The following is a 26,438-nucleotide window of genomic DNA, read 5'->3' as shown; positions in this document are numbered from 1 at the left end:
ATACAATAATAAGGCGGTTACATTGATAATGGATTGGTTTTAAAGTTATATTTTCTAACATAGATATTGACTAAAAACATTTTTACACTCTATAATTCGTGATATTAACTTAATCCGACAAAATATTTGTCAGTTAATCTATCATCATATTTGAGGTTTAAGATTGGAGAGGAGCTTTATATGACTAACATGAAAAAAATGACGATGATTCCCCTGTTGGCCAGCTTTATTCTCGGAGGTACCTTATGGAGTGGTGGATTTACCGCCAACGCTGCGGCAGCAGCTACAACCAGCACAACTGCACCTACTTCTACCACTATAACTTCGGGCAAATCCGAAAATCCACAAACCAATCATTTGCCCAATATTAAAATACTTGCCACGGGAGGGACCATTGCAGGATCATCTGCCGTCAATACGGATACAACCGGCTACAAAGCAGGCGCGTTGGGTGTGGAAACCTTGATCAATGCCGTTCCTGAGATGAAAAGTATTGCAAATGTCAGTGGTGAGCAAGTTGTTAATGTAGGTAGCCCTGATGTTAATAATGAAATTCTCTTAAAACTTGCCAAACGTACCAATGAACTGCTTGCCAGAGACGATGTAGACGGGATTGTCATTACACATGGTACAGATACATTAGAAGAAACAGCTTATTTCCTCAATCTTGTTATCAAAAGCGATAAGCCAGTAGTTGTCGTTGGCTCCATGCGTCCAGCTACTGCCATCAGTGCCGATGGTCCCTTCAACCTCTATAATGCAGTGAAAGTCGCCGGGGCTTCGGCCTCTAAAGGTCAGGGTGTACTCGTCCTGTTGAACGACCGTATCGGTGCAGCAAGATACATTACCAAAACAAACACAACAGCAGTCGATACGTTCAAGTCTGTAGAGCAGGGATTCCTTGGAGCTGTTGTGGGTGATCAAGTGTACTACTACAACAAATCCACACACAAGCATACGACTTCTTCTGTATTCGACATCACTAACCTGACTCAACTGCCGCAAGTAGATATTTTATACGAGTATCAAAACAATGGTCGTTATCTGTATGATGCAGCCGTAGCAGCTGGTGCCAAGGGTATTGTCGTAGCTGGTTCCGGTAATGGTTCCTTGTCCAAGACCTCCTCAGAAGGCGCAGAGGCCGCAGGTAAAAAAGGAGTGATCATTGCCCGCTCCAGCCGAGTGGGAAGTGGAGTAGTGTCCCCGTCAACAAAAGACGCAGCTTCAAACTTTGTATCGACCGATTCGCTTAATCCACAAAAAGCACGGATTTTGCTCATGCTTGCTTTGACCCAAACGCACGATGTTAACCAAATTCAATCCTTCTTTAATGAATACTAAGAACATTTATCCCAAATCAAATAAATACAACATCCTTATTATGGAAAAGAAGCAGCGATTACGGTTGACCACCGTAACTGCTGCTTCTTTTTTTGCAAGACAAGTCTAGCATTAATAACTACTTCACCTAATATCCAATCGTCTTGGTTCTATACAGTAATTCGTCGTCCCTCCCACACAGCATCAAGACTGCTGTTTGGGAATCCCATTCAAGCTTGGGGGATATTTCGCTTGCTTCTCTGGATGAGCAGCAATTTCCTCCTCCAGTATGCTTGATTTATTTTGTTGATTATTGATTTTAAGCGGTTTATGTTTGGGCATAAATACTCACCTCCTCGGCTTACCATGCCAAGGAGTGATCGTTTTTATACCGACGTATACTTGCTGATTATGTTGACTGCAGCACTTTTGGTCATCTGTCATTTGCCCTGCTTTTGTTCCATCGCAGCTTTTAGCAAATCACCCAAACTGGAGCCAAAAGATTCCTGCTTTTCAAATTGTCTTACTAGCTTTTGCTGTTCCCGTTTGTTTACCCGTTGCTTGTCCTTATCCAACGTCTCGGTAATGCCGCAGGGCAGGCATCTTACATACAATCCTGCTTTGCCCTCTTTCATTTCCATTTTCTTATGACACTGCGGGCAACGTCGATTGGACAAACGTTTTTCCCCTGAACGACGGTAACCGCAATCCGCACTTGGACATACAAGGAACTTGCCTTTCTTACCCTTCTTCTCCAATAGCTTTGTACCACAATCTGGACAATGACTATTCGTCTCATTATGAGGCTTGTACTCCGCACTGCTATTTTTCACAGTGGAAACCAGCTCTTTCGCCATAGCACGAATAGAATTCAAAAACGGTTCCGGTTGTCCTTGACCACGAGCAATCCGTTCCAGCTCCGCTTCCCAACGTGCCGTCAGCTCAGGCGTTCGAAGCTGTGGAGCTGCCAGTTCAATCAGTTGCTTACCTTTCCCGGTTGGATGCATCACGTTCCCCTGACGCTCAATCGTATCCGAGCTGACAAGCTTTTCAATCAGATCGGCACGAGTAGCAGGAGTACCCAGTCCATGCTTTTCCATCTGAGCGAGCAGGGCTGCTTCCGTATACCGCTTCGGCGGCATCGTTCGCCCAGCTCGTACAAGACAACGCTGCAATCGGACAGAGTCTCCTTTTTTCAGCTCCGGTAAAATAACGCCTCTTCCATTGTTTTCCCGATCCTCTGCTTCTTCATCATCCATATCATAATGGTTTGCGTCATATACAGCACGCCATCCGCTATCTTTTACCGTTGTGCCTTTTACCTGAAACGTCTCCTGCTCCACCGTTACTGATACAGCTACAGCATCATAACGTGCAGGTGGATAGAATAGACTAATAAAACGTCGTGCAATCAGATCATACAGCTTACGTTCTTCCGGGCTTAACTGATTAAGCAATAATGTCTGCTCAGTAGGAATAATCGCATGATGATCCGTGACTTTACTGTCATCCACAATTCGCTTTGTGATTGGTAGGTTGTTACGCAATAACGACCGTGCCAAGGAAGCATACGGACCTACTGCTACACTACTGAGCCTTTCCTTAAGTGTGTCCACCATATCGGATGTCAGATAACGGCTGTCTGTACGTGGATAGGTCACCAGCTTATGCTGCTCATACAGACGCTGAAGCAGATTAGACGTCTGTTTAGCCGAAAAGCCATAGCGCTGATTAGCATCTCTTTGTAGTTCCGTTAAATCATACGCTAGCGGGTGAGGCTCGTTCTTTTCGCTCTTTTTAACACTGGCAACTGTGCCTTTGGCTCCCTCAAGTCTACGGCGCAAAGCCTCTGCTTGAGTGCGGTCAAACATGCGTGAATCCCCGCTTTCTGCCCGCCAAGTTGCCTGAAAATCGCCAAAATCCGCCGTCAAAGTATCATATTCCTGAGAACGGAATTCGGTAATTTCTTTCTCACGCTCCATAATCATCCCCAGCGTTGGTGTCTGCACTCTTCCAGCCGAAAGTTGGGCGTTATAACGACAAGTCAACGCGCGAGTTACATTGAGACCAATCATCCAGTCTGCTTCAGCTCTACAGCGAGCCGATTCATATAAACGATCAAACTGCTGACCAGGCAATAGCTTTGCGAAACCTGCCTTAATCGCCTTGTCTGTCTGCGAGGAGATCCATAAGCGCCGGAAGGGCTTTTTCCAGTTTGCCATTTGGATGATCCAGCGTGCCAACAATTCTCCTTCGCGAGCAGCATCTGTTGCCACGATAAGCTCTCCAATGTCCTGCCGCTTCATGAGTTGCTGCACAGCTTTGAACTGATGATTACTTTCGCGCAGCACCTTTAACTTTGAACTCTTCGGAAGAATAGGCAGGTCCTCCAAATTCCAGGTCGCATACTTAGAATCGTAATCCTCCGGCTCTGCTAAGCCGACCAAATGTCCCAGTGCCCATGTCACCACGTACTGGGGTCCTTCTATATAACTTTTATGCTTCTCGCGGCTACCCATCACACGTGCAATCTCTCTGGCCACGGACGGTTTTTCTGCCAATACCAATACCTTCATGTTACGCTCCTTTCTCTCATAGTGTTAATTATACCATCCTGCCATCTTACGATAAATTCTAATACCAACGGCTCTTATTAACATGATCGTACATACTATTGCTATTACTTCTACATGGGTTAAGATAACTTACAAATCAGGCACACTCCATTTTAATAGCAGACCCGCATAGGTGAGGCCTCCCCCAAATCCATATAACAACACATGTTGTCCATACCGTAAACGTCCATCATCCAAACCACACTGCAAAGCCAACGGGATGGATGCCGCCGATGTATTGCCATACAATTCTACGCTTGTCAGCGTTTTTTCCAAAGGTACTGTACTTCTTTCACATATGGACTCGATCATTCTCAAATTAGCACTATGAGGTACAAACCAGTCAAGATCCTCTTTCTGCATATTTGCCTTATCCAATAATCGTTCGATTCCCGTTGGAACAGAGCGAACAGCCCATTTATAAACCTCACGTCCATTTTGAGCAATAAATCCATGGTCTTGCAGCTTCTCTCCATCCAAATGATCAGATAATCCCACTCGGTAAAGATGTGCTCCCCCATGCCCATAAGTACCTATATCTGAAGTTAAAAATGATCCTTCATCCTCGTCATATTCAACAAGCGCAACCCCTGCACCATCTCCAAAAAGTATACACGTCGTCCGATCCGTATAATCTGTAATTTTGGACAACGTTTCGGCTCCCACTACTAGCACCTTACGATGCAGACCACCCGTAATAAGGCCATTTGCCAAATGAAGTCCATAGGAAAAACCTGCACATGCTGCACTAATATCCATTGACCCTGTATTCGGAATATCAAAATGAGCCTGAATACGTGAAGCCGTGCTCGGAAAGTAGTAATCAGGTGTACTCGTCGCTACAATGATCATCTCAACATCGTTTATATTTACGTCATACAGGTTAATCATACGTGTAATAGCTTGTATGCATAAATCAGATACATATTGATCTTCAGCCGCAATGCGTCTTTCACGCATGCCCGTTCTTTGTACTATCCACTCGTCACTAGTATCCACAAGCTTCTCCAAGTCAGCGTTCGTCAAAATCCGTTCAGGTACATAAGTGCCAAAGGCCGTAAGCTTAGCTTTTGAATTCAACAATCTGATCACTCTCCTTTGTAATCCTTATTCACATTATAACACCAGATACTAATACCTGGTACTAAATTATTTTAAAACCGTCTTCTTATTACTAGTTAATATCCACTTATCCAGTTAAACTTATAACAAGCTCAATTTAAATAAAATCCCACTGCCTTTTAACGCAAAAGAGACTATGATCTTATGAAGATCATAGTCTCTTTTGCTTGTTGCTTGGCGACGTCCTACTCTCCCAGGACCCTGCGGTCCAAGTACCATCGGCGCTGGAGGGCTTAACGGTCGTGTTCGGGATGGGTACGTGTGGAACCCCTCCGCTATCGCCACCAAACATGAATTTGCTACGCAAATTCTTCCGTAAGGTTATTCGGTTCATCACTTATCGTGTGAATGAATAGCTATGCGCTTGTTGTATGTATTTCTACATACCTTCAAGGTTACACCTTGAAAACTGGATCCGAAACTCATTTGCGTTTTATCTTAGGATAAGCCCTCGACCGATTAGTATTGGTCAGCTCCATGCATTACTGCACTTCCACCCCCAACCTATCTACCTCGTCGTCTTCAAGGGGTCTTACATACTGGGAAATCTCATCTTGAGGGGGGCTTCACGCTTAGATGCTTTCAGCGCTTATCCCTTCCGTACATAGCTACCCAGCGGTGCTCCTGGCGGAACAACTGGTACACCAGCGGTACGTCCATCCCGGTCCTCTCGTACTAAGGACAGCTCCTCTCAAATTTCCTACGCCCACGACAGATAGGGACCGAACTGTCTCACGACGTTCTGAACCCAGCTCGCGTACCGCTTTAATGGGCGAACAGCCCAACCCTTGGGACCTACTTCAGCCCCAGGATGCGATGAGCCGACATCGAGGTGCCAAACCTCCCCGTCGATGTGGACTCTTGGGGGAGATAAGCCTGTTATCCCCAGGGTAGCTTTTATCCGTTGAGCGATGGCCCTTCCATGCGGTACCACCGGATCACTAAGCCCGACTTTCGTCCCTGCTCGACTTGTAGGTCTCGCAGTCAAGCTCCCTTCTGCCTTTGCACTCTTCGAATGATTTCCAACCATTCTGAGGGAACCTTGGGGCGCCTCCGTTACTCTTTAGGAGGCGACCGCCCCAGTCAAACTGCCCACCTGACACTGTCCTCGCACCGGTTCACGGTACCAAGTTAGAACCTAGATACGATCAGGGTGGTATCCCAAGGATGCCTCCCTTCAAGCTGGCGCTCAAAGTTCTACGGCTCCCACCTATCCTGTACAGATCGTACCCAAATTCAATATCAAGCTGCAGTAAAGCTCCATGGGGTCTTTCCGTCTTGTCGCGGGTAACCTGCATCTTCACAGGTATTAAAATTTCACCGGATCTCTCGTTGAGACAGCGCCCAAGTCGTTACGCCATTCGTGCGGGTCAGAATTTACCTGACAAGGAATTTCGCTACCTTAGGACCGTTATAGTTACGGCCGCCGTTTACTGGGGCTTCGGTTCATAGCTTCGCCCCGAAGGGCTTACCACTCCCCTTAACCTTCCAGCACCGGGCAGGCGTCAGCCCGTATACTTCGCCTTGCGGCTTCGCACAGACCTGTGTTTTTGCTAAACAGTCGCTTGGGCCTTTTCACTGCGGCCCCCTCGGGCTATTCACCCTACCGAGGCACCCCTTCTCCCGAAGTTACGGGGTCATTTTGCCGAGTTCCTTAACGAGAGTTCTTCCGCGCGCCTTAGAATTCTCTTCTCGCCTACCTGTGTCGGTTTGCGGTACGGGCACCTTCTCCTGGCTAGAGGCTTTTCTTGGCAGTCTGAGATCATGACCTTCGCTACTACAATTTTCGCTCCCCATCACAGCCCAGCCTTACGATGTGCGGATTTGCCTACACATCAGCCTCACTGCTTAGACGGACATCCATCAGTCCGCGTCACTACCCTACTGCGTCACCCCATCGCTCATAACGGATTACGGTGGTACAGGAATTTCGACCTGTTGTCCTTCGACTACGCCTATCGGCCTCGCCTTAGGTCCCGACTTACCCTGAGCGGACGAACCTTCCTCAGGAACCCTTAGGCTTTCGGCGGATCTGATTCTCACAGATCTTTTCGTTACTCATACCGGCATTCTCACTTGAATGCAGTCCAGCGCTCCTTACGGTACACCTTCAACCCGCATTCAACGCTCCCCTACCCCTGATGCAAGCATCAAGCCATAGCTTCGGTGGTGTGTTTAGCCCCGTTACATTTTCGGCGCAGAGTCACTCGACCAGTGAGCTATTACGCACTCTTTCAATGGTGGCTGCTTCTAAGCCAACATCCTGGTTGTCTGTGCAACTCCACATCCTTTCCCACTTAACACACACTTGGGGACCTTAGCTGATGGTCTGGGCTGTTTCCCTTTCGACAATGGATCTTAGCACTCACTGTCTGACTCCCGGAACTAAATCTATGGCATTCGGAGTTTGACTGAGCTTGGTAACCCTTGCGGGCCCCGCACCCAATCAGTGCTCTACCTCCACGATTCTTCTTTCCGAGGCTAGCCCTAAAGCTATTTCGGGGAGAACCAGCTATCTCCGGGTTCGATTGGAATTTCTCCGCTACCCCCACCTCATCCCCGCATTTTTCAACATGCGTGGGTTCGGGCCTCCAGTGCGTGTTACCGCACCTTCACCCTGGACAGGGGTAGATCACCCGGTTTCGGGTCTACGTCCACGTACTCAAGTCGCCCTATTCAGACTCGCTTTCGCTGCGGCTTCAGCTCTTCACCTTAACCTTGCACGGGAACGTAACTCGCCGGTTCATTCTACAAAAGGCACGCCATCACCCATAGATCGGGCTCTGACTTCTTGTAAGCACACGGTTTCAGGATCTATTTCACTCCCCTTCCGGGGTGCTTTTCACCTTTCCCTCACGGTACTGCTTCACTATCGGTCGCCAGGGAGTATTTAGCCTTGGCAGATGGTCCTGCCGGATTCATACGGGGTTTCACGTGCCCCGCACTACTCGGGATCCGTCTCGGAGAGAACAAGTTTTGAACTACAGGGCTTTTACCTTCTCTGGCGGGCCTTTCCAGACCTCTTCATCTAACCGGTTCCTTTGTAACTCCATGTGAGACGTCCCACAACCCCAAGGAGCAAGCTCCATGGTTTGGGCTAATCCGCGTTCGCTCGCCGCTACTGACGGAATCACTATTGTTTTCTCTTCCTCAGGGTACTTAGATGTTTCAGTTCCCCTGGTCTGCCTCTCACTCACCTATGAATTCAGTGAGTAGTGACTGTCGATGAAGACAGCCGGGTTTCCCCATTCGGACATCCCCGGATCAAAGCTTGCTTACAGCTCCCCGAGGCCTTATCGTTGTTCGCCACGTCCTTCGTCGGCTCCTGGCGCCTAGGCATCCTCCGTGTGCTCTTTGTAGCTTAACCTAGACTTTTCTTTGATAAAAGAAAATGTCGATGTTCGATAAAGAATGATTTTTGCCAAAGGCAAAAGATCTTTCCTTACCTGCTACCTTTATTTCACTTGTTTACACAAGATCAGCTTAAAGGAATATTCTAAAACGCAATTTCGTTTCGGTATCCAGTTTTCAAGGTGCAATTCGCTTCATCGAAGCGAAACCCGATGAATATTTCGGTTCCACACGGATGTGTGAATGAAGTATTCGTCGAAGCTTGAGAGTTTGAACTCTCAAAACTGAGCAACGAGTGAGTAAGTTCAGGATATTCATTTCATTCACACGAATGTGATGAACCGAATTGAATATCCGGTCGCAGGTACGTTATACCTGCTAATTTGAATGTTTCCATCGCAGGAAACGATTCTCCATAGAAAGGAGGTGATCCAGCCGCACCTTCCGATACGGCTACCTTGTTACGACTTCACCCCAATCATCTACCCCACCTTCGGCGGCTGGCTCCCTTGCGGGTTACCCCACCGACTTCGGGTGTTGTAAACTCTCGTGGTGTGACGGGCGGTGTGTACAAGACCCGGGAACGTATTCACCGCGGCATGCTGATCCGCGATTACTAGCAATTCCGACTTCATGTAGGCGAGTTGCAGCCTACAATCCGAACTGAGACCGGCTTTTCTAGGATTGGCTCCACCTCGCGGCTTCGCTTCCCGTTGTACCGGCCATTGTAGTACGTGTGTAGCCCAGGTCATAAGGGGCATGATGATTTGACGTCATCCCCACCTTCCTCCGGTTTGTCACCGGCAGTCTGCTTAGAGTGCCCAGCTTGACCTGCTGGCAACTAAGCATAAGGGTTGCGCTCGTTGCGGGACTTAACCCAACATCTCACGACACGAGCTGACGACAACCATGCACCACCTGTCTCCTCTGTCCCGAAGGAAAGCCATATCTCTACAGCGGTCAGAGGGATGTCAAGACCTGGTAAGGTTCTTCGCGTTGCTTCGAATTAAACCACATACTCCACTGCTTGTGCGGGTCCCCGTCAATTCCTTTGAGTTTCAGTCTTGCGACCGTACTCCCCAGGCGGAATGCTTAATGTGTTAACTTCGGCACCAAGGGTATCGAAACCCCTAACACCTAGCATTCATCGTTTACGGCGTGGACTACCAGGGTATCTAATCCTGTTTGCTCCCCACGCTTTCGCGCCTCAGCGTCAGTTACAGCCCAGAGAGTCGCCTTCGCCACTGGTGTTCCTCCACATCTCTACGCATTTCACCGCTACACGTGGAATTCCACTCTCCTCTTCTGCACTCAAGCTCCCCAGTTTCCAGTGCGACCCGAAGTTGAGCCTCGGGATTAAACACCAGACTTAAAGAGCCGCCTGCGCGCGCTTTACGCCCAATAATTCCGGACAACGCTTGCCCCCTACGTATTACCGCGGCTGCTGGCACGTAGTTAGCCGGGGCTTTCTTCTCAGGTACCGTCACTCTTGTAGCAGTTACTCTACAAGACGTTCTTCCCTGGCAACAGAGCTTTACGATCCGAAAACCTTCATCACTCACGCGGCGTTGCTCCGTCAGGCTTTCGCCCATTGCGGAAGATTCCCTACTGCTGCCTCCCGTAGGAGTCTGGGCCGTGTCTCAGTCCCAGTGTGGCCGATCACCCTCTCAGGTCGGCTACGCATCGTCGCCTTGGTAGGCCTTTACCCCACCAACTAGCTAATGCGCCGCAGGCCCATCCACAAGTGACAGATTGCTCCGTCTTTCCTCCCTCTCCCATGCAGGAAAAGGATGTATCGGGTATTAGCTACCGTTTCCGGTAGTTATCCCTGTCTTGTGGGCAGGTTGCCTACGTGTTACTCACCCGTCCGCCGCTAGGTTATTTAGAAGCAAGCTTCTAAATAACCCCGCTCGACTTGCATGTATTAGGCACGCCGCCAGCGTTCGTCCTGAGCCAGGATCAAACTCTCCATTAAAGACCAACCGAAGCTGGTTTATAGAAAGAGCGATAAGCTCATGTTGAAACTGACGAGATAAAAAATATCTCTTGTTTGATTTTGCGAACAAAATCGTTTTACTCACTCGTTGTTCAGTTTTCAAAGATCAAACATTCATTTTGTTAATTCAGCACGTCGCTTCATCAACTCTTATATCATATCATGTCCGAACCAACTTAGCAAGCATTTTTTTAAAACGTTTTTTGTAACACTCGCTCGCAATATTGTATTTCTTGGCCGGAATTAGAATATACCATATACACATCCCGTTTGCAAGCATTTATTATGTGAAATTCATAATACTTTATATATTATTCATTTTCCTTCTATATAATAGCTCCGTTGTATCTATCTGCGTCTAACTACAAACAAAGAACCTCTTCCCTTAAGCAACAGGAAGAGGTTCTTTGTTCTATATCTACTGATTATTCTGAGCCCATAAAGGCAAAGCGGATTACTACAATAATAGCAAGCACCCACATGAGCCAGTGAATTTTAACTTTAATGCTGGTAAATAGATTACTGAATACAGCCAGTACAACGTAAGACAGGATACCAGCAGAAATACCATTCGCGATTCCACCTGTGAAAGGCATCAGCACGATAGTCAAAAATGCAGGAAACGCCAACAGAAAGTTATCCCAGTCGATGTTGCGAACCTGACTCATCATTAGGACCCCAACAATAATCAGAGCTGGAGCAGTAGCGGCAGAAGGCACAACCAGAGCCAACGGTGCAATAAACAGGGCCAACAAGAACAGAACACCTGTCGTTACAGCAGTCAGTCCGGTACGTCCGCCTTCTTCTACCCCTGCGGAGCTTTCTACGAATGCTGTAATCGTACTTGTACCCAATACAGCACCGGTACTTACGCCAACAGCATCCACCAGCATCGCTTTACCGATAATTTTCTCGCCTTTTTTCTTATCTTTCATTATACCCGCGCGAGTAGCCGTACCTACCAAGGTACCGAACGTATCAAACAACTCTACAAATGTGAAAATGAAAATGATATCAAACAGACCAATATGCAAAGCTGCTTTCAAGTCTAACTGGCCTACAGCCAAATTACTGAAATCAGGAATCCAGTTGCCTGTTGTCAAGCTACTCAGATTCGTTACTCCCATCGGAATACCGATTAATGTAGTAGCTACGATCCCAATCAGCAATGCACCTTTAACCCGAACGACCATCAGTGCTGCGATAATAAGCAATCCGATTAGGGCCAGCAGTGCATCCTTTTGATGTACCAGACTTCCCAAAATCAAATTAAAAGCATGACCCGGAACCGGTTGACCAACATCTGTCCCTGGAACGATACTCACCATAACCAGATTACAAAGCTTGAAGCCGACAATCGTAATAAACAAGCCGATACCCACTGTAATAGCTGTCTTTAAATTTTCCGGAACCGCAACAAGCAGCATCTGTCTTACTCGTGTCACGGTTAAAATCAGAAAGACGATACCGGATATAAATACAGCGCCAAGTGCCGCTTGCCAAGTAATCATGCCATTAGAACTCAGGACTACAGTCATAAAATAAGCATTCAAGCCCATACCCGGCGCCATGCCGATCGGCACATTAACGAATAACCCCATCAGGATGGTAACCAAACCTGCACCTACGGCCGTCGCAAAAAAGACAGCTTCACTGGGCATACCTGCTCCAGTCGGACCTAAAAAGGTATTGTTGACCACCAAAATATAAGCCATGGTCATAAAAGTAGTAATCCCCGCTATAATTTCTGTGCGGACGTTCGTGCCATGTTCCTTTAATTTAAAGAAACGCTCCATGAGTCGTAATTCCTCCTACGCAAAGCATACTCGTATTGTTGTCGTTCGTTTGAAGTAATATTCGCATTCAATGCGCTATATTATTACATTCGTTATTTTAGGCTCTCACCTACTGCTTGTCAACAGAAAAAGCGAATGTTACAAATTAAACATATATGTATTGTTCGGAAAACAGAAAACCCGCAAGCTATTATGCAGCTAACGGGTTATCATTTAAGGGAATCAGATGTTTTTGTACTTATCAAATGCATTCGCTGTGTCTGGGATATTCTCCAGATAAACGATCTTACCTTCCGCATCCAGCCGGGCCTTGTCCACTCCAGTAAGTGTATAAACTTCGCCTGTTGCTTTTTTACCACACACTGCCCATTTGGTTTGATAGGTATCAGGTTCTCTGGGTACAGGTTTCCAACCTTCATACATATGCTTGATTTCGAGCGATCCCTCAAAGAACATATTCAAGAAGCTTTTCCAACTGTTCATACCTTGTTTTCGATCACCATTCAATACAAACTCAATCTTCTCAGAAAAAAGGCTAATTAATCGCTCTCTACTCTTCTCGTCATCTTTTGCTAAATCATAGTAGTGAAAATAATCTTCTAAAATCTTCATCGTGCGCAATTCCATTCGTGCTGTATATGTGTATTCATCCTTATGAGAAGGTTATTGCAATTTTTCCAACAGCATGGTGGGTTTCGCTTAAAGCGTGTGCATCATATAAGCCTTTTTGCGAAAAAGGAAACGTCGCTCCCACTACCGATCTTACTTTCTTTTGCTCCAACAGGTCGGCAATTTCCTGCAGTTGCTGTCCGTTGGGCTCCAGCCATATATTTTTGGCCGTTACGTTGTACTCCTTTACCAGCTCTTCGTCAAAATTGCTCACAATGGATATGATCCGTCCAGTGCCCCTTTTCATTACCTTAAAGCTATTCTTCTGAACATCCCCGCCCATCGTATCGAACACCACGTCCACATCAGATAAAACTTCCTCAAAACGAGTTGTGTGATAGTCAATGATTTGGTCGGCTCCCAATGAAGCAAGCAATTCATGATTACGCTCACTGGCTGTAGTAATGACATAGGCTCCGGCTTGTTTGGCAAACTGGATAGCAAACATGCCTACGCCACCTGCACCTGCGTGGATTAATACTTTTTCCCCTTTGGTCAGTTGACCATGTGTAAAAAGCGCCTGCCAAGCAGTCAACCCCGCCAAAGGTACAGAAGCGGCTTCCTCCCAAGAAATTGAGGCAGGTTTACGCGCCAACAGGTGATCATCCACCAAGGTATACTCGGCATAAGTACCGAACCGTGTGGTGTCCGGGCGTGCAAACACTTCATCTCCCACTTTCCAATCGGTGACCTCGCTGCCTACTTCCGAAATAGTGCCGGCTACATCCCAGCCTAAAATAATCGGGAACTCCCAATCCATCATTTGTTTTAAGTAACCTTCACGCAACTTCCAGTCAATTGGGTTGATGGAGGTAGCCGCCACTTTGACTACAACCTGATGAGCCAGTGGTGTAGGAGTAGGCACTTCTCTTTCTTTCAATTCATCCTTGCTTCCATACTGATCTATAACGATGGCTTTCATATTCATTTCCTCCTCACATTTATATATTCTTCACATTGTTAGACATACGCTGTAGTACATCTGTCAAAGCCACAATTTCCTCATCTGTAAACTTACATAGCAGCTTTTCCTGGAAGGCTTGTCTTTGCTCTGACAAAACTTGCAGCTCTTGAACCCCTAATTCGGTCAAACGTATATAGGTCACACGCTTATCCTGCTCTTTTTTACTACGTAAAATCAGACCTTCCTCTTCCAGCCTTCGTAGATGTCGAGTCACTGCTGCACCATCCAGAACGAGCAGATGTTGGAGCTCTAGCTGGCTTAGTTCCTGACGATGGTCAATATGATACAAAATTTCAACCTTGGTAAAACTGGTTTTTAACTGTGCTTCAAAAGCGTTATTCATTTCTTTACACAAAAGATGCATGCGATAAAACAACTGACTTTTTTCAGAGCAATGTTCGATGACAAACCATCCTCCTAATACTTGACCTATCAATTGATGCATCAAGTATTATACACCCTCACTAAAAATAAACAAGTCCTGAGACAAGTCTATATAGACAAATCCTACAATTCAAGAATACTCAAGCTAAACAAATAGCCTGAGCATTCTTGAATTGTAGTTAAGGTCATTCGATGAAACGATGAAATAGTCCATACATTACAGTGTATTCATAAATCCGATAATACGAGCCGCCATCCGCTCGTGGCCTGCCTGATTCGGGTGCAGGCCGTCAGGGATACCATTTTCCCCTGTAAAGTACATCTGTTTATGCACAGGCAACAGTGGTTGAATTCCAGCGATATTCCACAGATCGCAGCACGGGAAAGAATACAGTGAGGCCACTTCTCTCACGGCCTGTGCATACGCGCTATAGACTTGACCTGTGATAGCATTAGGCAGATGCTCAGGAACGGTATCACTTGATCCGTGAGGCGGGGTCAAAAAGACGATCAGCTTGTCCGGGTAACGGTTAATTAATCCTTCGGCAATATGCTTGAGCGCACCATAAAACGTACGCGTTTCTGTCGATGGCGTATCCAAGCTACCGAACGATATTTCTCCCATCGAAAAATCGTTTCTTCCCCCCATAAAAAGATCACGTCCGCATGAGGGTTCATTTTCTCATAACGCTCACACATCGGTTCAAAGCCACCGCTGGCTACACTGCTGCCGGATATGCCATGATTCTCAAAAGTTTGGAATCCTAATGCATCACTCACGAGGTGGGGGTATGGCTTTTCTCCATCACGTAATTCATATCCAAACGTAATACTATCGCCCAGGAATACGGCATGGCTACCTTGGTACTTGCCCTGATTATTTGTCAATCTAATTCCACTCCTACTCTATTAGATCGTATTATTGATTTCGATAAATTTATGTTCAATCGCTGTCATTTCGTGATTTGGCCGGGTTATTAAATATGTATCCATGTAGCCAAAGGTTGGGGGAGCGGGCAAATAGGATGTTACTTTGAATTGCCGCGCCAGCCTTTTGGACATAAGGGTGATTCCCATTCCCATCAAGGAAAATTCCACCATCGTATCAAACACACCGACCTCCACAACCTCGCCATGGGTCAATTGCATGTCCTGATACATCTTCTCTAAATACGTGAGGTACAGGCAGCCATCCGACAATATGATAATAGACGCTCCTTGGAGTACCTGTTTAAGATCCGAGCCTTCATGTATGCCTTTCCCCACCAGTACCAGTTCTTCACGGCATAATTTTTGATAATGAATATACGGGTTAGCGGGATACCCTGTAACAAAAGCAATATCGAGTTCGCCGTCGAGAATCAATCGTTCCATTCCCGTGGTGGTTCCGGTTTTTAATGTAACCGAAGCCTGCGGATACAGCTCATATACCTTCGTGAGCGCCCTCGTTGTTTCGCCCGCCACGATGGACTGCATGGTACCGATGCGCAGCTTTTCCTCCTGCGGTCTCATTTTCATCTCCGTGTCTTGCCACAGCAACAACATTTGCTTGAACTGAGCATATAAGATTTCTCCTGCAGGTGTCAGCTCCATACCCCGGGGCTTTCGGTAAAATAACGCTGTGCCGTAATGGGCCTCCAGCTTCTTTATTTTAGCCGTCATATTCGATTGCAGATGATTCAGCTTTTGGGCAGCTTCTGTCAGGCTTCTCAGCTCTGCCACCGAAACAAATGCCTGCATATTTTCAATATCCATCCCTTCACCTCCCATCAAATAAAATGATACCTATATCATAAACAAGCATTATTATTTATGAGTTAAGTGTATTATATTGACCTTGGACGCTACTTTCCACCCTCATTTAAAAATTAGGAGGTATGGCAACATGGTAATAAACAAGATTCGTGCAGGTATCGTAGGAGGTTCGATGAATAATAAATGGGCTAGTCAAACGCATATTCCGGCGTTGCTCAAGCACTCAAACCTGGATATCACTGCCGTCGGTACCTCCCGTATGGAGAGTGCACGACAAAGTGCAGAAGAAGTAGGGGCGGCACTGGCTTTTGATGATGCCAAAAAGCTCGCAGCTTCCGAGGATGTGGACATGGTCGTGGTGAGCGTAAAAGTTCCCCATCATTATGAGGCGGTGATGGCGGCAATTCAAGAGAGAAAGCATATTTTTTGTGAATGGCCCTTGGGGGCAAACACTGCGGAAGCTGCTGAAATGGTCAAGGCGGCGGCACTGGCAGGCATTCATCATACCGTCGGCTTGCAGGCACGGCAGGATCTTGAAGTGCAAACGATGAAAAAATTGGTGGAGAGCGGAGAGATTGGTGAAATTCTATCCTGTCATATGCAAGTAGCTACTTCCGGCAAAGGTGGACAAGTAAATCAGGACACTGCTTATTTGCTGAACAGAGCCAATGGCGCTAATCTGCTGACGATTAACGGCGGGCATTCTCTGGATGCGCTGCAATACATCGTTGGCGAATTCCGCGAGCTATCGGCCATCACATCATCTCGCTATAACGAAGCCACTATTCAGGAAACGGGTGAAGTCATTTCCAAGGATACAGCCGATCAGATTCTGATTCACGGACTATTGGACAAGGGGGCGCCGATATCCGTTCACATTCAGGGCGGAGTGAATTCTAAGTTTGAGATAGAGATTCAGGGGAAAAAGGGTATTTTGCGATTGACACAGAATCCTTCGCTTGGGCATGTTCAATTTGGGAATCTGACGCTCGAAAAACTTGCGTACGATCCAAGCAGTACGCAGAGTCATGGTCCTAATGGGGCGTTTGAACAAATAAGTGTAACTGCTGAGCCTGATGGCGGACTGGATTTTCCAAAACAAGGGGTAACCCTGAATGTAGCCAAGGCTCATCATGTATTTGCCGAGGATATTTTGACGGGCACCCGTCTCGCTCCTGATTTCAACCATGCCTTAAAGCTGCATCAGCTACTGGATCGCATCGAGGAATCGGCTGCAACCGGGAAAAAGATTGTATGGTAAGGTAGAATTATAAAAAAGAACATTCAGTACCACGATGATGTGGAATTGAATGTTCTTTATATTGTAATCAGTTAAAATCCTACTCCACTCGATGGTGGTAATGCAGTGGACCTTCCTCTAGAAAAATTACCTTTTTTTAATGAAGTCATGCATTCTCGACTTTTATCCTATCACCTTCAACCAAAATAACTTCCGCGTTGCTGATTGGATATAAATTTAATTGGCTGCCATATTCCTCAATGATGCTCTCCACCGCTTTTTTAAACGGGATGTTCGTATGGTGGGGGACTGGGTAGAATTCAATGATCCCGAGCGCAACAAAGGAATCCAAAGCAGGCGCTTCCTGCACATTGTCCATAAGTCGGGCATATTCGATATTCGGTGATAAAATCATCGAACCTGCCGATTCACCTATGTATAACTTCCCTGCATTAACTTCATCAGCAATGATTTTGTCAGCCCCGGTTCTTCTTAACTCTTGAAGTAAATAAAATGTGTTGCCTCCGGTAATATAAATATAGTCATTTTCTCTAATTTTACTCTCTATTTCATTCAATGGTGCTGTGCTGATTTCGATTTCATCCACGACTAATCCTAAATTCTCTAATGCTTTTTTCCCTGAATTCACATAAAACTTAACTTTCTCTGGAATACTCGCGGTTGGGATGAAGGTGACTTTTTTTCCTTCTAAGTTTTCACCAGCGAAATGGACTAAGCATGGTGCAACATCCTTAAATGAGGACGATAGAAATAATTTTTTCATCTCTTTATTCTCCTTAGAACAACGTTTAATGAAACGAGATATGTAACACTTTAATCTAGGTACATTATAAAATATATTAGTATCAAAACATGACACCATTAGAGCATGACATGAAAAAGAGGTGAACGTTTAATTTCATACTTGATTTAAACTATTTATAGCTTGAATCTAATAAAACCATATAAAAAAGGAGATACATTACCATTGAATAATATCTCCTTTTTTCAACTTCATATTCCGTTTTGCAACAACAAATGACTTCATATCTCGTCCTTGCTTGCCCCCGTAAAAAAGACTCCAACCGCATAGCGATACTTCGCCGATACGGAGGAGTCCTGATGTTGTATTGGTAAATCTTAAAGGATTCATGGTTACGGCGCGGAAGTCTCCACGCTTATTCCCACTCAATCGTAGCTGGTGGTTTGGAAGTAATATCGTACACGATACGATTCACGTTATCCACTTCGTTTACGATACGAACGGAGATTTTCTCCAGCACATCCCAAGGGATACGCGCCCAGTCAGCAGTCATACCGTCGATGGAGGTTACTGCACGAATACCTACGGTGTAAGAATACGTACGAGCATCGCCCATAACGCCAACACTCTTCATATTCGGCAAAGCGGTGAAGTATTGCCAGATTTCCCGGTCCAGACCGGCTTTAGCAATCTCCTCACGCAAAATGTAATCCGACTCACGAACAATGGTTAGCTTGTCCTCTGTCACTTCGCCCAGTACACGAATGGCAAGACCCGGACCTGGGAATGGTTGACGCCATACAATCTCAGCTGGCAGTCCACATTCTTCGCCGACTTTACGCACTTCGTCCTTGAACAGGGCATTCAACGGCTCGATCAGCTTGAACTTCATGTTCTCCGGCAAACCACCCACATTATGATGGGATTTAATGGTCTGTGCCGTTGCAGTTCCGCTCTCTACAATATCCGTATACAGCGTACCTTGTGCCAGGAAAGTAAAATCGTCAAATTGAGAAGATTCTTCCTCGAACACATAGATAAACTCGTTACCAATGATTTTACGTTTTTGTTCCGGATCATCGACTCCTGCCAGCTTGGACAAGAAGCGCTCACGTGCGTCAATTTTGACAACTTTCATATCAAATTTACCAACGAACGTCTCCATTACACTTTCGGCTTCACCCTTGCGCAGCAATCCATGGTCTATGAACATACACGTCAGTTGGTCACCGATCGCTTTGTGAATAAGCATCGCTACAACGGAAGAATCCACGCCACCACTTAAAGCACACAATACTTTTTTGTCGCCTACCTGTTGACGAATCTCGCGAATCTGATCTTCAATGAACGACTCCATCGTCCAGTTGCCTTCACAACCGCACACTTCATATAGGAAGTTGCTGATCATCTCGTTACCTTGAACGGAATGACGTACCTCTGGATGGAATTGCACCGCATACAGATTCCGCTCCAGGTTACTCATCGCGGCAATCGGCGCACTCTCTGTTCCTGCATCCAGTGTAAAGCCGGTTGGCAGATCTGTTACGTGATCCCCATGGCTCATCCATACGGTTTGACGAGAATCCAGTCCTTTAGCCAAGCGGGCATCCTGATTGAATTGCACGTCTGCTTTGCCATACTCACGCTTGCCCGCACGTTCTACCTTACCATCCAGTTGGTGAGCCATCAGCTGCATGCCATAACAAATACCAAAGATAGGAATGCCCAGGTCATAAATTGCCCGATCCACCTGAGGAGCATTGTCTGTATATACGCTGGAAGGTCCGCCTGAGAAAACAATCCCTTTTGGCGCCAGCTCTCTCAGCTTCTCCGCAGGCGTATTGTATGGAAGGAGCTCGCTATATACGCCGAGATCCCGAATTCTTCTTGCGATTAACTGGTTGTATTGTCCTCCAAAATCAAGAACTACAACGATTTCATTAGGCTTATTCATTACCGTGCCTCCCTCAATTGTTCGTTTCATTATACGCAACGATAAAACAAGACGTCAAGAAATCAACCGGAGTTGAGTGGGCATGAAAAGATTGTTAAAATGAATTGATTCTAAAATACTCAATCTGTTCGTAGGAGTGTAAACGATGGATGTGCTGAAGTGGATCGCGCAATTGTTCGAAGAATACGGCTACGGCGTCCTTTTTTTCGGCTTGCTGCTTGAGTTTATTGCTTTACCATTTCCCGGGGAAACCACCATGGCTTATGCGGGATATCTCTCCTATGCCGGTACCCTGGATTTCGGTAAACTGATGCTGCTAGCTTTTTTGGGCACGACCATCGGTATGACTATTACCTACTTTATCGGAAAGTGGGCTGGACTCCCCTTTATTCAGAAATATGGTAAATGGGTTTTATTATCGCCGGACAAGCTTCAGAAAACACAAAAATGGTTTCAACGATATGGATACTGGCTTATTTTCCTTGGATATTTCATCCCCGGTGTCAGGCATTTTACCGGTTATTTTGCCGGAATTATTGTTCTTTCTTTCCGTAAATTTGTCTTATATGCTTACAGCGGCGCTTTATTCTGGGTCATCCTCTTTCTAAGCATCGGCAAGCTGTTTGGTCCCCAATGGGATGCCATTTTCCATTTGGTAGAGCTGTATGCACTGCGAATTGCGGGAGTCGTTGGGTTCATAATCCTGCTGTATATTATTTACCGGTGGAGAAGCTTCCTATTTAGCTCGCTACGCAAATCCGAAAAGTCGGTGAAAACCAGCAACAAGGATGACACGAAGTAATCACACTCATGCTGCCTTGCGGCTACGAGTCCTTGCATAATACATCAAAATCACGATAGATATCACAATAAACCCCGCACCTCCAGCCAAACCCAACGTACGCGGCTCCATCATTTCAATCGCCACCCCTGCACCAAGCATAGAACTCCGATGATTCCTTGACTCTACGCCGTCAGCATGCCCAACAATGGACCCTGTAAATACAATGGGGTCTCCCGTATTAATAATGTATCCAGACAAATGGCCCCTACCCCGCAAGCCAACTACCGCTTAATCCATAAGTAAAATCCCCAGCAACAAAAGACATACCACTCCTCCCTTCACCGGAGCAAATCGCGAATGTCAGACTGCATTCGTTTCTATAATCGCAAGGCATAAATTCATATATTCAGAGCATACTAAGCCAACAAACTCCAATATCGGAGGATTTTACGTATGCCAAATCAGAATAAAAGTTGTCCACTTACTCATGTGTCCTCTAACTTGAAGGATAATGTGAATCATATCGAAAGCTCCTTTGGAAACAGCGGAGATGTAATCATTAAAGAGCTATTATGGATGCAAAAATGGCCAGCAGCTCTATTTTATATTGATGGTCTGGTCAATACTCAATTGCTCCATGATTCCGTTCTCCGTTCATTGATGCGAGTAAATGAACATCATGTACCGGAGGGCGCAGAACCATTCGACTATTTGAAGAATCAAGTTTTGATTGCAGGTAACTCAGGTAGTGTGGACGAAATGGATGCCTTATTCAACCAGATGCTATCTGGCGGTATTATCATTTTGCTGGACGGATACGCCAAGGGCATATGGATTGATGCGGTCGGTTGGGAGGATCGCAGTGTTAGCGAACCCCAATCCCAAAGTGTCGTACGGGGTCCAATGGAGGCTTTTACCGAAAATTTACGTACCAATACCGCTCTAATTCGTAGGCGAATCCGCGATCCGCGCCTGTGGATGGAAACAAGACAGATCGGTCAAGTCACTCATACCAATGTGTCCGTGATGTATATCAAAGGAATTGCTGACGAAGGGGTTATTCAGGAACTGAGAGAACGTTTGGACCGAATTGATATTGACGGAATTTTGGAAGGGGGTTACATCGAAGAGGAAATTCAGGATGAATCCTTCACTCCGTTTCCCACCATTTATAACAGCGAGCGTCCGGATTCGGTCGCTGCCAGCCTGTTGGAGGGGCGGATTGCTATCTTGGTGGACGGGACACCCTTTGTTCTGTTGATTCCTGCGCTATTCGTGCAATTTTTCCAGTCGGCAGAGGATTATTACCAACGTGCTGATATCAGCACGTTGCTGCGTTTGCTGCGTTTCTTTTCCTTTTTTATCGCTTTGCTTGCACCGGCAGTTTATATCGCGGTAACTACCTTTCATCAAGAGATGATTCCTACAAACTTATTGGTCAGTCTCGCTGCACAAAGGGAAGGCGTACCGTTTCCAGCCTTTGTCGAGGCGATGCTCATGGAAATTACTTATGAAATTTTGCGTGAAGCAGGAGTCCGAATTCCGAGGACAGTCGGACAGGCTGTATCTATTGTTGGCACACTGGTCATTGGGCAAGCAGCCGTGGATGCGGGGGTTGTCTCGGCGGCTATGGTCATTATCGTGTCCATTACAGCCATCTCCAGCTATGTTATTCCAGAAAACGGCCTGTCGATAGCGGTTCGTATTATACGCTTCGCCTTAATGATGCTAGCCGCAGCCTTTGGACTTCTTGGAATATTGATGGGGTTAATCGTAGTTTTGCTGCACTTGACCAGTCTGAGATCGTTTGGAGTATCTTACATGAGTCCGTTTGGCCCCTATGTGGAAAGCGATATGAAAGATACGCTGTTTCGCTTACCCTGGCCTCATATGAAGAAACGTCCTCAATCCATCTCTATCCAAAATACGATCCGCCAAAAAACGAAAAAAAGACGGATCGGCCATAAATCAAAAACCAGAAGGGATCAACCATGAAGCAGACCATACATTTGTTCTTCGTCTGGGGACTGATTGCATTACTGTTAGGTGGTTGCTGGGATCGCACGGAATTAAATGAGCTGGGCATAGCTATTGGGATCGGGGTGGACATGGAAGGCGACCAGTATCAGGTAACCGCTCAGGTGGTCATTCCTTCTGCTGTAGCTTCCAAATCTTCACCAAGTGCAGGCCCTCCAGTCGTTACTTATCAGGCCACTGCACCCACGATTCAAGAGGCCATTGAAAAAATGACGAATACAAGTCCGCGCTCCATTTATTTATCTCATATTCGTATGCTGATTTTAGGTGAGGAGTATGCGAGAAAGGGAATTGCTGATGCGATTGAAGCCATGATGCGAGAGCCTTTTACAAGAAGTGACTTTTATATTGCGATAGCCAAGAATAACAAGGCTTCTACGATGTTAAAGATCCCCACTCCAATGGAAAAGTTGCCGGCAAATAAATTATTTGCTTCGTTAGATACCTTAACCAAAACCTGGGCTCCTGCTACCAAAGTAACGATGGATCAACTTCTTAGCGATCTGGTTAATCCCGACATCCAGTCCACTCTGCCCGCATTGGAAGCTGTGGGAGATATAGAGTCGACCAATGAAAAAGGTATGGATGCCACCAAAAGTATATCGCCTGAAACCATATTGCGGTTTTCGGGTAATGGTGTATTCAAAAAAGACCGATTGCTGGGATGGATCAATGAACTTGACAGTAAAGGGCTCAGTTACATCAGGGATAAAGTGGAGTCTACAACGGGGCACACCGATTGTCAGGGTGGGGGTAACATTGCCCTATTAACCTTGAGTAGCGACACTCAAAAAAAAGTAATCATTCGTGATGGAGAACCTGTTATCTCTATATCAGTTACCAACAACAGCACAGTACGAGAAGTCAACTGCCAGCATATGAAGCTAGACAGTATGGACGATATTAAAGAAATTGAAGCCGCAAGCAATGAAAAAATTGTTGAAATTATGAAACATTCCGTAGAGACCGTTCGGCATGAGTTTAAGTCAGACATTTTCGGCTTTGGTCAACTGATTCACCAGTCCAAACCCGAGCTTTGGAAAAGACTAAAAGAAGAAAAAGAAAATCCATTTATGGACTTACAGATTGAATATAAGGCACAGACAAAGATTAAAAAAATTGGTTCCTTGTTTGAATCATTCCAAAAACAAATGAAGGAGTGAGCTGGGTGGAGGAGAAAGGGCGTATCAGCATCAGAAATATAGCCGTACTCGTATTTTTGAGTATTATCGGAGACTGCGTATTGGTGTATCCCTCCCTCATTACAAGCATATCCAAGCAGGATGCCTGGATCAGCTCATTCCTAAGTATCCCAGCAGGATTGGCTGTATTACTGCTACTCCTGCGGGTACATCAGCTATATCCTGATCTCACCTTTATTCAACTCTGCCAGAGAATTTTGGGACCGTGGCTAGGCTCCCTCATCTCGATATGGTATTTGTTCCATTTATTAATGAATTCCGCGATTTATTTAAGAGAGGTCGGGGATTTTATGAACAGCCAGACTTATGTTATGACGCCTCTGCCTGTTATCAATTTACTCTTAATTCTTGCGCTTATGTGGGGGATGTATATGGGATTAGAGCCTATTGCTCGTACGGCTCAAATCTTATTACCATTATGCTTGGCTTTCACTTTGTTTTTAATCCTGTGCTTGCTTCCCCAATGTGAAAGTCAGCAGCTTAAGCCTATGCTGGAGCAAGGTATTCCCAAGATTATGGAAGGCAGCCTATTTGCACTGTCCTACCCATTCGGAGAATTAGCTTTTTTACTCATGATTTTTCCCTATGTGAACAAAAAACCGGGTCTAAAAAAATCGGTTTTGCTAGCCGGACTTACTGCCAGCGTTCTGTTAAGCGTACTACTCTTGGTTTCTCTCATGGTTCTGGGCCCTTTTGTAACCGAACATAGTGTGTATACCTCTTATACGCTATCTAAAAAAATCAACATAGGAAATTTCTTACAGAGAGTTGAATCCATGATGAGCATAGCCTGGATTATCACTACCTTTGTTAAAACCATTTTACACTTCTATGCCTTTACCTTAGGAATGACTCAGCTACTGCGATTAGACAATGTACGGACCTTTCTTGGCCCTAGCTTTATGATCCTGTTTGGTCTGATTATCGTGTCGGCACCCAACATTACTTATTATCTGGATACGATCGTCCACGCTTGGATTTATTGGGATTTGACGGATTCCGTTGTCCTGCCTTTACTGCTGCTTGTCGTATACAAGTTGAGATCGAAAGGCAATCATAGCCTGGGATCTGGTTGAGCCTCACCCTCAAAGGAAGGAGCATCGACATGCTGATTACCACTATCATTATCTGTATCGGCTTAGCCATCGCTGCCAAAGATTTGCCAGGCTTGTACCGAAAGCATCGCTTTAAGGATATGTTCGTGTACATCGTTATGCTCGGATTAGGCACATGGCTTAGTATTCTTGCTGCCAAATTAGAGGTTACGCCAAGTCCGCTGATTCTGATAGAGATCATCTATAACCCTGTTAACGCTTTTATTTCACATGTATTTGGCTTTTAGAAGGGAGGCAGCCACAAATGTCAAAAAAAGAACGTATCAGTGTTCGGCAAGTGACTGTCCTTATGTTTATGTGTTTAATCGGGGATATGCTCTTAATTTATCCGACTATGATTACGCATATTGCTCATCAGGATGCCTGGATCAGCTCTATACTGTCCATACCGTTAGGTTTAATTATTATTTACGTGCTCCTTCGTGTCCATGAACTCTACCCGGGCCTTACACTTATTGAAGCGATCCGTAAAATTTTCGGGCCTGTATTCGGAACCATTGTCTCCTGCTGGTATTTGTATTATTTTTTAATGAACACCGCTCTTATTGCTAGAGAGGTAGGCGATTACCTGACTACCCAGTTATTTGTACAAACCCCTCTGCATGTCCTGCTCGTTATGGGAATTTCCCTAATGGTGCTTACTGCGCTAATGGGAATTGAAGTTTTCGGTCGTGTTAGCGAGATGCTATTACCAGCATATATATTAATCTTCTCTGGTCTGATCCTTGCACTCCTGCCACAAATTCAGCTTTCTAATGTACGGCCTGTTTTGGAAAACGGGTTAGCTCCTGTTGCTAAAGGAATGGTTCCAGGCGTGGCTATGCCTTTTGCCGAAATGTCTATTATGCTCATGGTTTTTCCTTATGTAAACAAAAAAGCCCATTTTAAAAAGGACATGTTGCTCGCCTCTCTTATAGGCGGATTCCTGATTAGCGTGTTTCTGCTTCTCTCTCTCCTTGTCGTTGGTCCCTTTGTGACCAATTATAGTCCATACATTTCTTCTGCTCTCACAACAAAGATTAACGAGCTCAATTATATTACACGAGTTGAATCGTTAGTAACTTTAACCTGGGCACTTGCTGCCTATTTCAAAGGTGTCCTTTTCTTTTACGCGTTTACTTTCGGAACAACCCAGCTATTCCGAATTTCTAATATCCGCTCCTTTGTCATCCCCGCAGGAGCGCTTGTGTTTGGAATGACCATTTTGATAACCCCAAATGTGTTTTATTATGTAAGAACTCTTGTTTATCCCATGTCTACCTGGCATTATACAAACGGCTTGATCATTCCGCTTGTTTTATGGGGTGTTTATCTCTGCAAGCAAAGGTGGAAGCATCGACAGAACGCATCCAAAAATTAACAAAAACCTTT

General features: G+C 45.6%; 21 protein-coding genes and 3 rRNA genes. 8 read left to right on the top strand and 16 right to left on the bottom strand.

Annotation, left to right across the window (positions count from 1 at the left end; genetic code table 11):
- Positions 1-180 precede the first annotated feature (180 nt).
- Positions 181-1,341 (top strand): type II asparaginase, encoded by a 1,161-nt coding sequence (locus MKX46_RS19605; protein ID WP_029516041.1) that lies wholly within the window; start codon positions 181-183, stop codon positions 1,339-1,341.
- Positions 1,342-1,524: 183 nt separating this feature from the next.
- Here MKX46_RS19605 and MKX46_RS19600 read toward each other — a convergent pair whose 3' ends face one another.
- From MKX46_RS19600 to MKX46_RS19540, 13 genes are all read right to left on the bottom strand, one after another.
- Positions 1,525-1,662, bottom strand: a complete 138-nt coding sequence (locus tag MKX46_RS19600; protein ID WP_016819760.1) for a hypothetical protein — start codon at positions 1,660-1,662, stop codon at positions 1,525-1,527.
- Positions 1,663-1,760: 98 nt separating this feature from the next.
- Entirely contained in the window at positions 1,761-3,896 is a 2,136-nt protein-coding gene (locus tag MKX46_RS19595; protein ID WP_029516042.1) for a DNA topoisomerase III, read from the bottom strand.
- Positions 3,897-4,025: 129 nt separating this feature from the next.
- The gene (locus MKX46_RS19590; RefSeq protein WP_340884361.1) at positions 4,026-5,018 is read right to left on the bottom strand and encodes a ketoacyl-ACP synthase III; all 993 of its coding nucleotides are present in this window, start codon (positions 5,016-5,018) and stop codon (positions 4,026-4,028) included.
- Between the two features lie 211 nt (positions 5,019-5,229).
- A 5S ribosomal RNA gene (rrf, locus tag MKX46_RS19585) occupies positions 5,230-5,346 on the bottom strand.
- 150 nt (positions 5,347-5,496) lie between these two features.
- A 23S ribosomal RNA gene (locus tag MKX46_RS19580) occupies positions 5,497-8,424 on the bottom strand.
- 403 nt (positions 8,425-8,827) lie between these two features.
- Positions 8,828-10,383: ribosomal RNA gene (locus tag MKX46_RS19575) — 16S ribosomal RNA — on the bottom strand.
- Together the 16S, 23S and 5S rRNA genes form the textbook arrangement of a ribosomal RNA operon.
- Before the next feature lie 446 nt (positions 10,384-10,829).
- Positions 10,830-12,200, bottom strand: a complete 1,371-nt coding sequence (locus MKX46_RS19570) for an NCS2 family permease (protein WP_341071664.1) — start codon at positions 12,198-12,200, stop codon at positions 10,830-10,832.
- A gap of 222 nt (positions 12,201-12,422) precedes the next feature.
- A complete protein-coding gene (locus MKX46_RS19565) occupies positions 12,423-12,812 on the bottom strand; it encodes a nuclear transport factor 2 family protein (RefSeq protein WP_220027006.1) in 390 nt (129 codons plus the stop codon).
- 40 nt (positions 12,813-12,852) lie between these two features.
- The gene (locus tag MKX46_RS19560; protein ID WP_029515744.1) at positions 12,853-13,791 is read right to left on the bottom strand and encodes an NADP-dependent oxidoreductase; all 939 of its coding nucleotides are present in this window, start codon (positions 13,789-13,791) and stop codon (positions 12,853-12,855) included.
- Positions 13,792-13,810: 19 nt separating this feature from the next.
- The gene (locus tag MKX46_RS19555; RefSeq protein ID WP_341071663.1) at positions 13,811-14,281 is read right to left on the bottom strand and encodes a MarR family winged helix-turn-helix transcriptional regulator; all 471 of its coding nucleotides are present in this window, start codon (positions 14,279-14,281) and stop codon (positions 13,811-13,813) included.
- 153 nt (positions 14,282-14,434) lie between these two features.
- A complete protein-coding gene (locus MKX46_RS19550; RefSeq protein WP_341071662.1) occupies positions 14,435-14,842 on the bottom strand; it encodes an SGNH/GDSL hydrolase family protein in 408 nt (135 codons plus the stop codon).
- Positions 14,752-15,105, bottom strand: coding sequence for an SGNH/GDSL hydrolase family protein (locus tag MKX46_RS19545; protein WP_341071661.1), 354 nt, complete (start codon positions 15,103-15,105; stop codon positions 14,752-14,754). Before MKX46_RS19545 ends, MKX46_RS19550 begins: the two co-directional genes overlap by 91 nt.
- Positions 15,106-15,126: 21 nt before the next feature.
- Positions 15,127-15,972 carry a LysR family transcriptional regulator gene (locus MKX46_RS19540; RefSeq protein ID WP_341071660.1) on the bottom strand — a complete coding sequence of 282 codons (846 nt, stop codon included), beginning with the start codon at positions 15,970-15,972 and terminating at the stop codon, positions 15,127-15,129.
- A gap of 130 nt (positions 15,973-16,102) precedes the next feature.
- Between MKX46_RS19540 and MKX46_RS19535 the strand changes: the two genes are divergently transcribed.
- Entirely contained in the window at positions 16,103-17,233 is a 1,131-nt protein-coding gene (locus MKX46_RS19535) for a Gfo/Idh/MocA family protein (RefSeq protein WP_340931324.1), read from the top strand.
- 145 nt (positions 17,234-17,378) lie between these two features.
- On the opposite strand, the gene MKX46_RS19530 is transcribed toward MKX46_RS19535, so the two are convergent.
- Both MKX46_RS19530 and guaA read right to left on the bottom strand, forming a co-directional pair.
- Positions 17,379-17,996: a peptidase E gene (locus tag MKX46_RS19530; protein ID WP_209949437.1), complete on the bottom strand. Its 618-nt coding sequence runs from the start codon at positions 17,994-17,996 to the stop codon at positions 17,379-17,381.
- 394 nt (positions 17,997-18,390) lie between these two features.
- Positions 18,391-19,929 (bottom strand): glutamine-hydrolyzing GMP synthase, encoded by a 1,539-nt coding sequence (gene guaA, locus MKX46_RS19525; RefSeq protein WP_013308777.1) that lies wholly within the window; start codon positions 19,927-19,929, stop codon positions 18,391-18,393.
- 145 nt (positions 19,930-20,074) lie between these two features.
- On the opposite strand from guaA, the gene MKX46_RS19520 reads away from it, so the two are divergent.
- Complete coding sequence (locus tag MKX46_RS19520; protein WP_029515749.1) at positions 20,075-20,731, top strand: DedA family protein; 657 nt, start codon at positions 20,075-20,077, stop codon at positions 20,729-20,731.
- A 6-nt stretch (positions 20,732-20,737) separates the two neighbouring features.
- Here the strand turns inward: MKX46_RS19520 and MKX46_RS19515 are convergent, their stop codons facing one another.
- Positions 20,738-20,971, bottom strand: a complete 234-nt coding sequence (locus tag MKX46_RS19515; RefSeq protein ID WP_029515750.1) for a hypothetical protein — start codon at positions 20,969-20,971, stop codon at positions 20,738-20,740.
- A gap of 195 nt (positions 20,972-21,166) precedes the next feature.
- On the opposite strand from MKX46_RS19515, the gene MKX46_RS19510 reads away from it, so the two are divergent.
- Genes MKX46_RS19510 through MKX46_RS19490 form a run of 5 tightly spaced genes read left to right on the top strand, consistent with a single transcriptional unit; the run spans position 21,167 to position 26,427 of the window.
- Complete coding sequence (locus MKX46_RS19510) at positions 21,167-22,708, top strand: spore germination protein (RefSeq protein ID WP_318627562.1); 1,542 nt, start codon at positions 21,167-21,169, stop codon at positions 22,706-22,708.
- On the top strand, positions 22,705-23,913 hold the full coding sequence (locus tag MKX46_RS19505; RefSeq protein WP_069011289.1) for a Ger(x)C family spore germination protein: 1,209 nt from the start codon (positions 22,705-22,707) through the stop codon (positions 23,911-23,913). Before MKX46_RS19510 ends, MKX46_RS19505 begins: the two co-directional genes overlap by 4 nt.
- A 5-nt stretch (positions 23,914-23,918) precedes the next feature.
- Positions 23,919-25,028 carry a GerAB/ArcD/ProY family transporter gene (locus MKX46_RS19500; protein WP_029515753.1) on the top strand — a complete coding sequence of 370 codons (1,110 nt, stop codon included), beginning with the start codon at positions 23,919-23,921 and terminating at the stop codon, positions 25,026-25,028.
- A gap of 29 nt (positions 25,029-25,057) precedes the next feature.
- Positions 25,058-25,294 (top strand): hypothetical protein, encoded by a 237-nt coding sequence (locus tag MKX46_RS19495; RefSeq protein ID WP_029515754.1) that lies wholly within the window; start codon positions 25,058-25,060, stop codon positions 25,292-25,294.
- A gap of 17 nt (positions 25,295-25,311) precedes the next feature.
- A complete protein-coding gene (locus MKX46_RS19490) occupies positions 25,312-26,427 on the top strand; it encodes a GerAB/ArcD/ProY family transporter (RefSeq protein ID WP_341071659.1) in 1,116 nt (371 codons plus the stop codon).
- The last annotated feature ends 11 nt before the right edge of the window (positions 26,428-26,438 follow it).

The organism is Paenibacillus sp. FSL P4-0113 (assembly GCF_038009305.1).
In the GTDB taxonomy this organism is placed as follows: domain Bacteria; phylum Bacillota; class Bacilli; order Paenibacillales; family Paenibacillaceae; genus Paenibacillus; species Paenibacillus polymyxa_D.
Note: the sequence above shows the minus strand (reverse complement) of the source record. Positions and strands in the feature narration are given on the sequence as shown.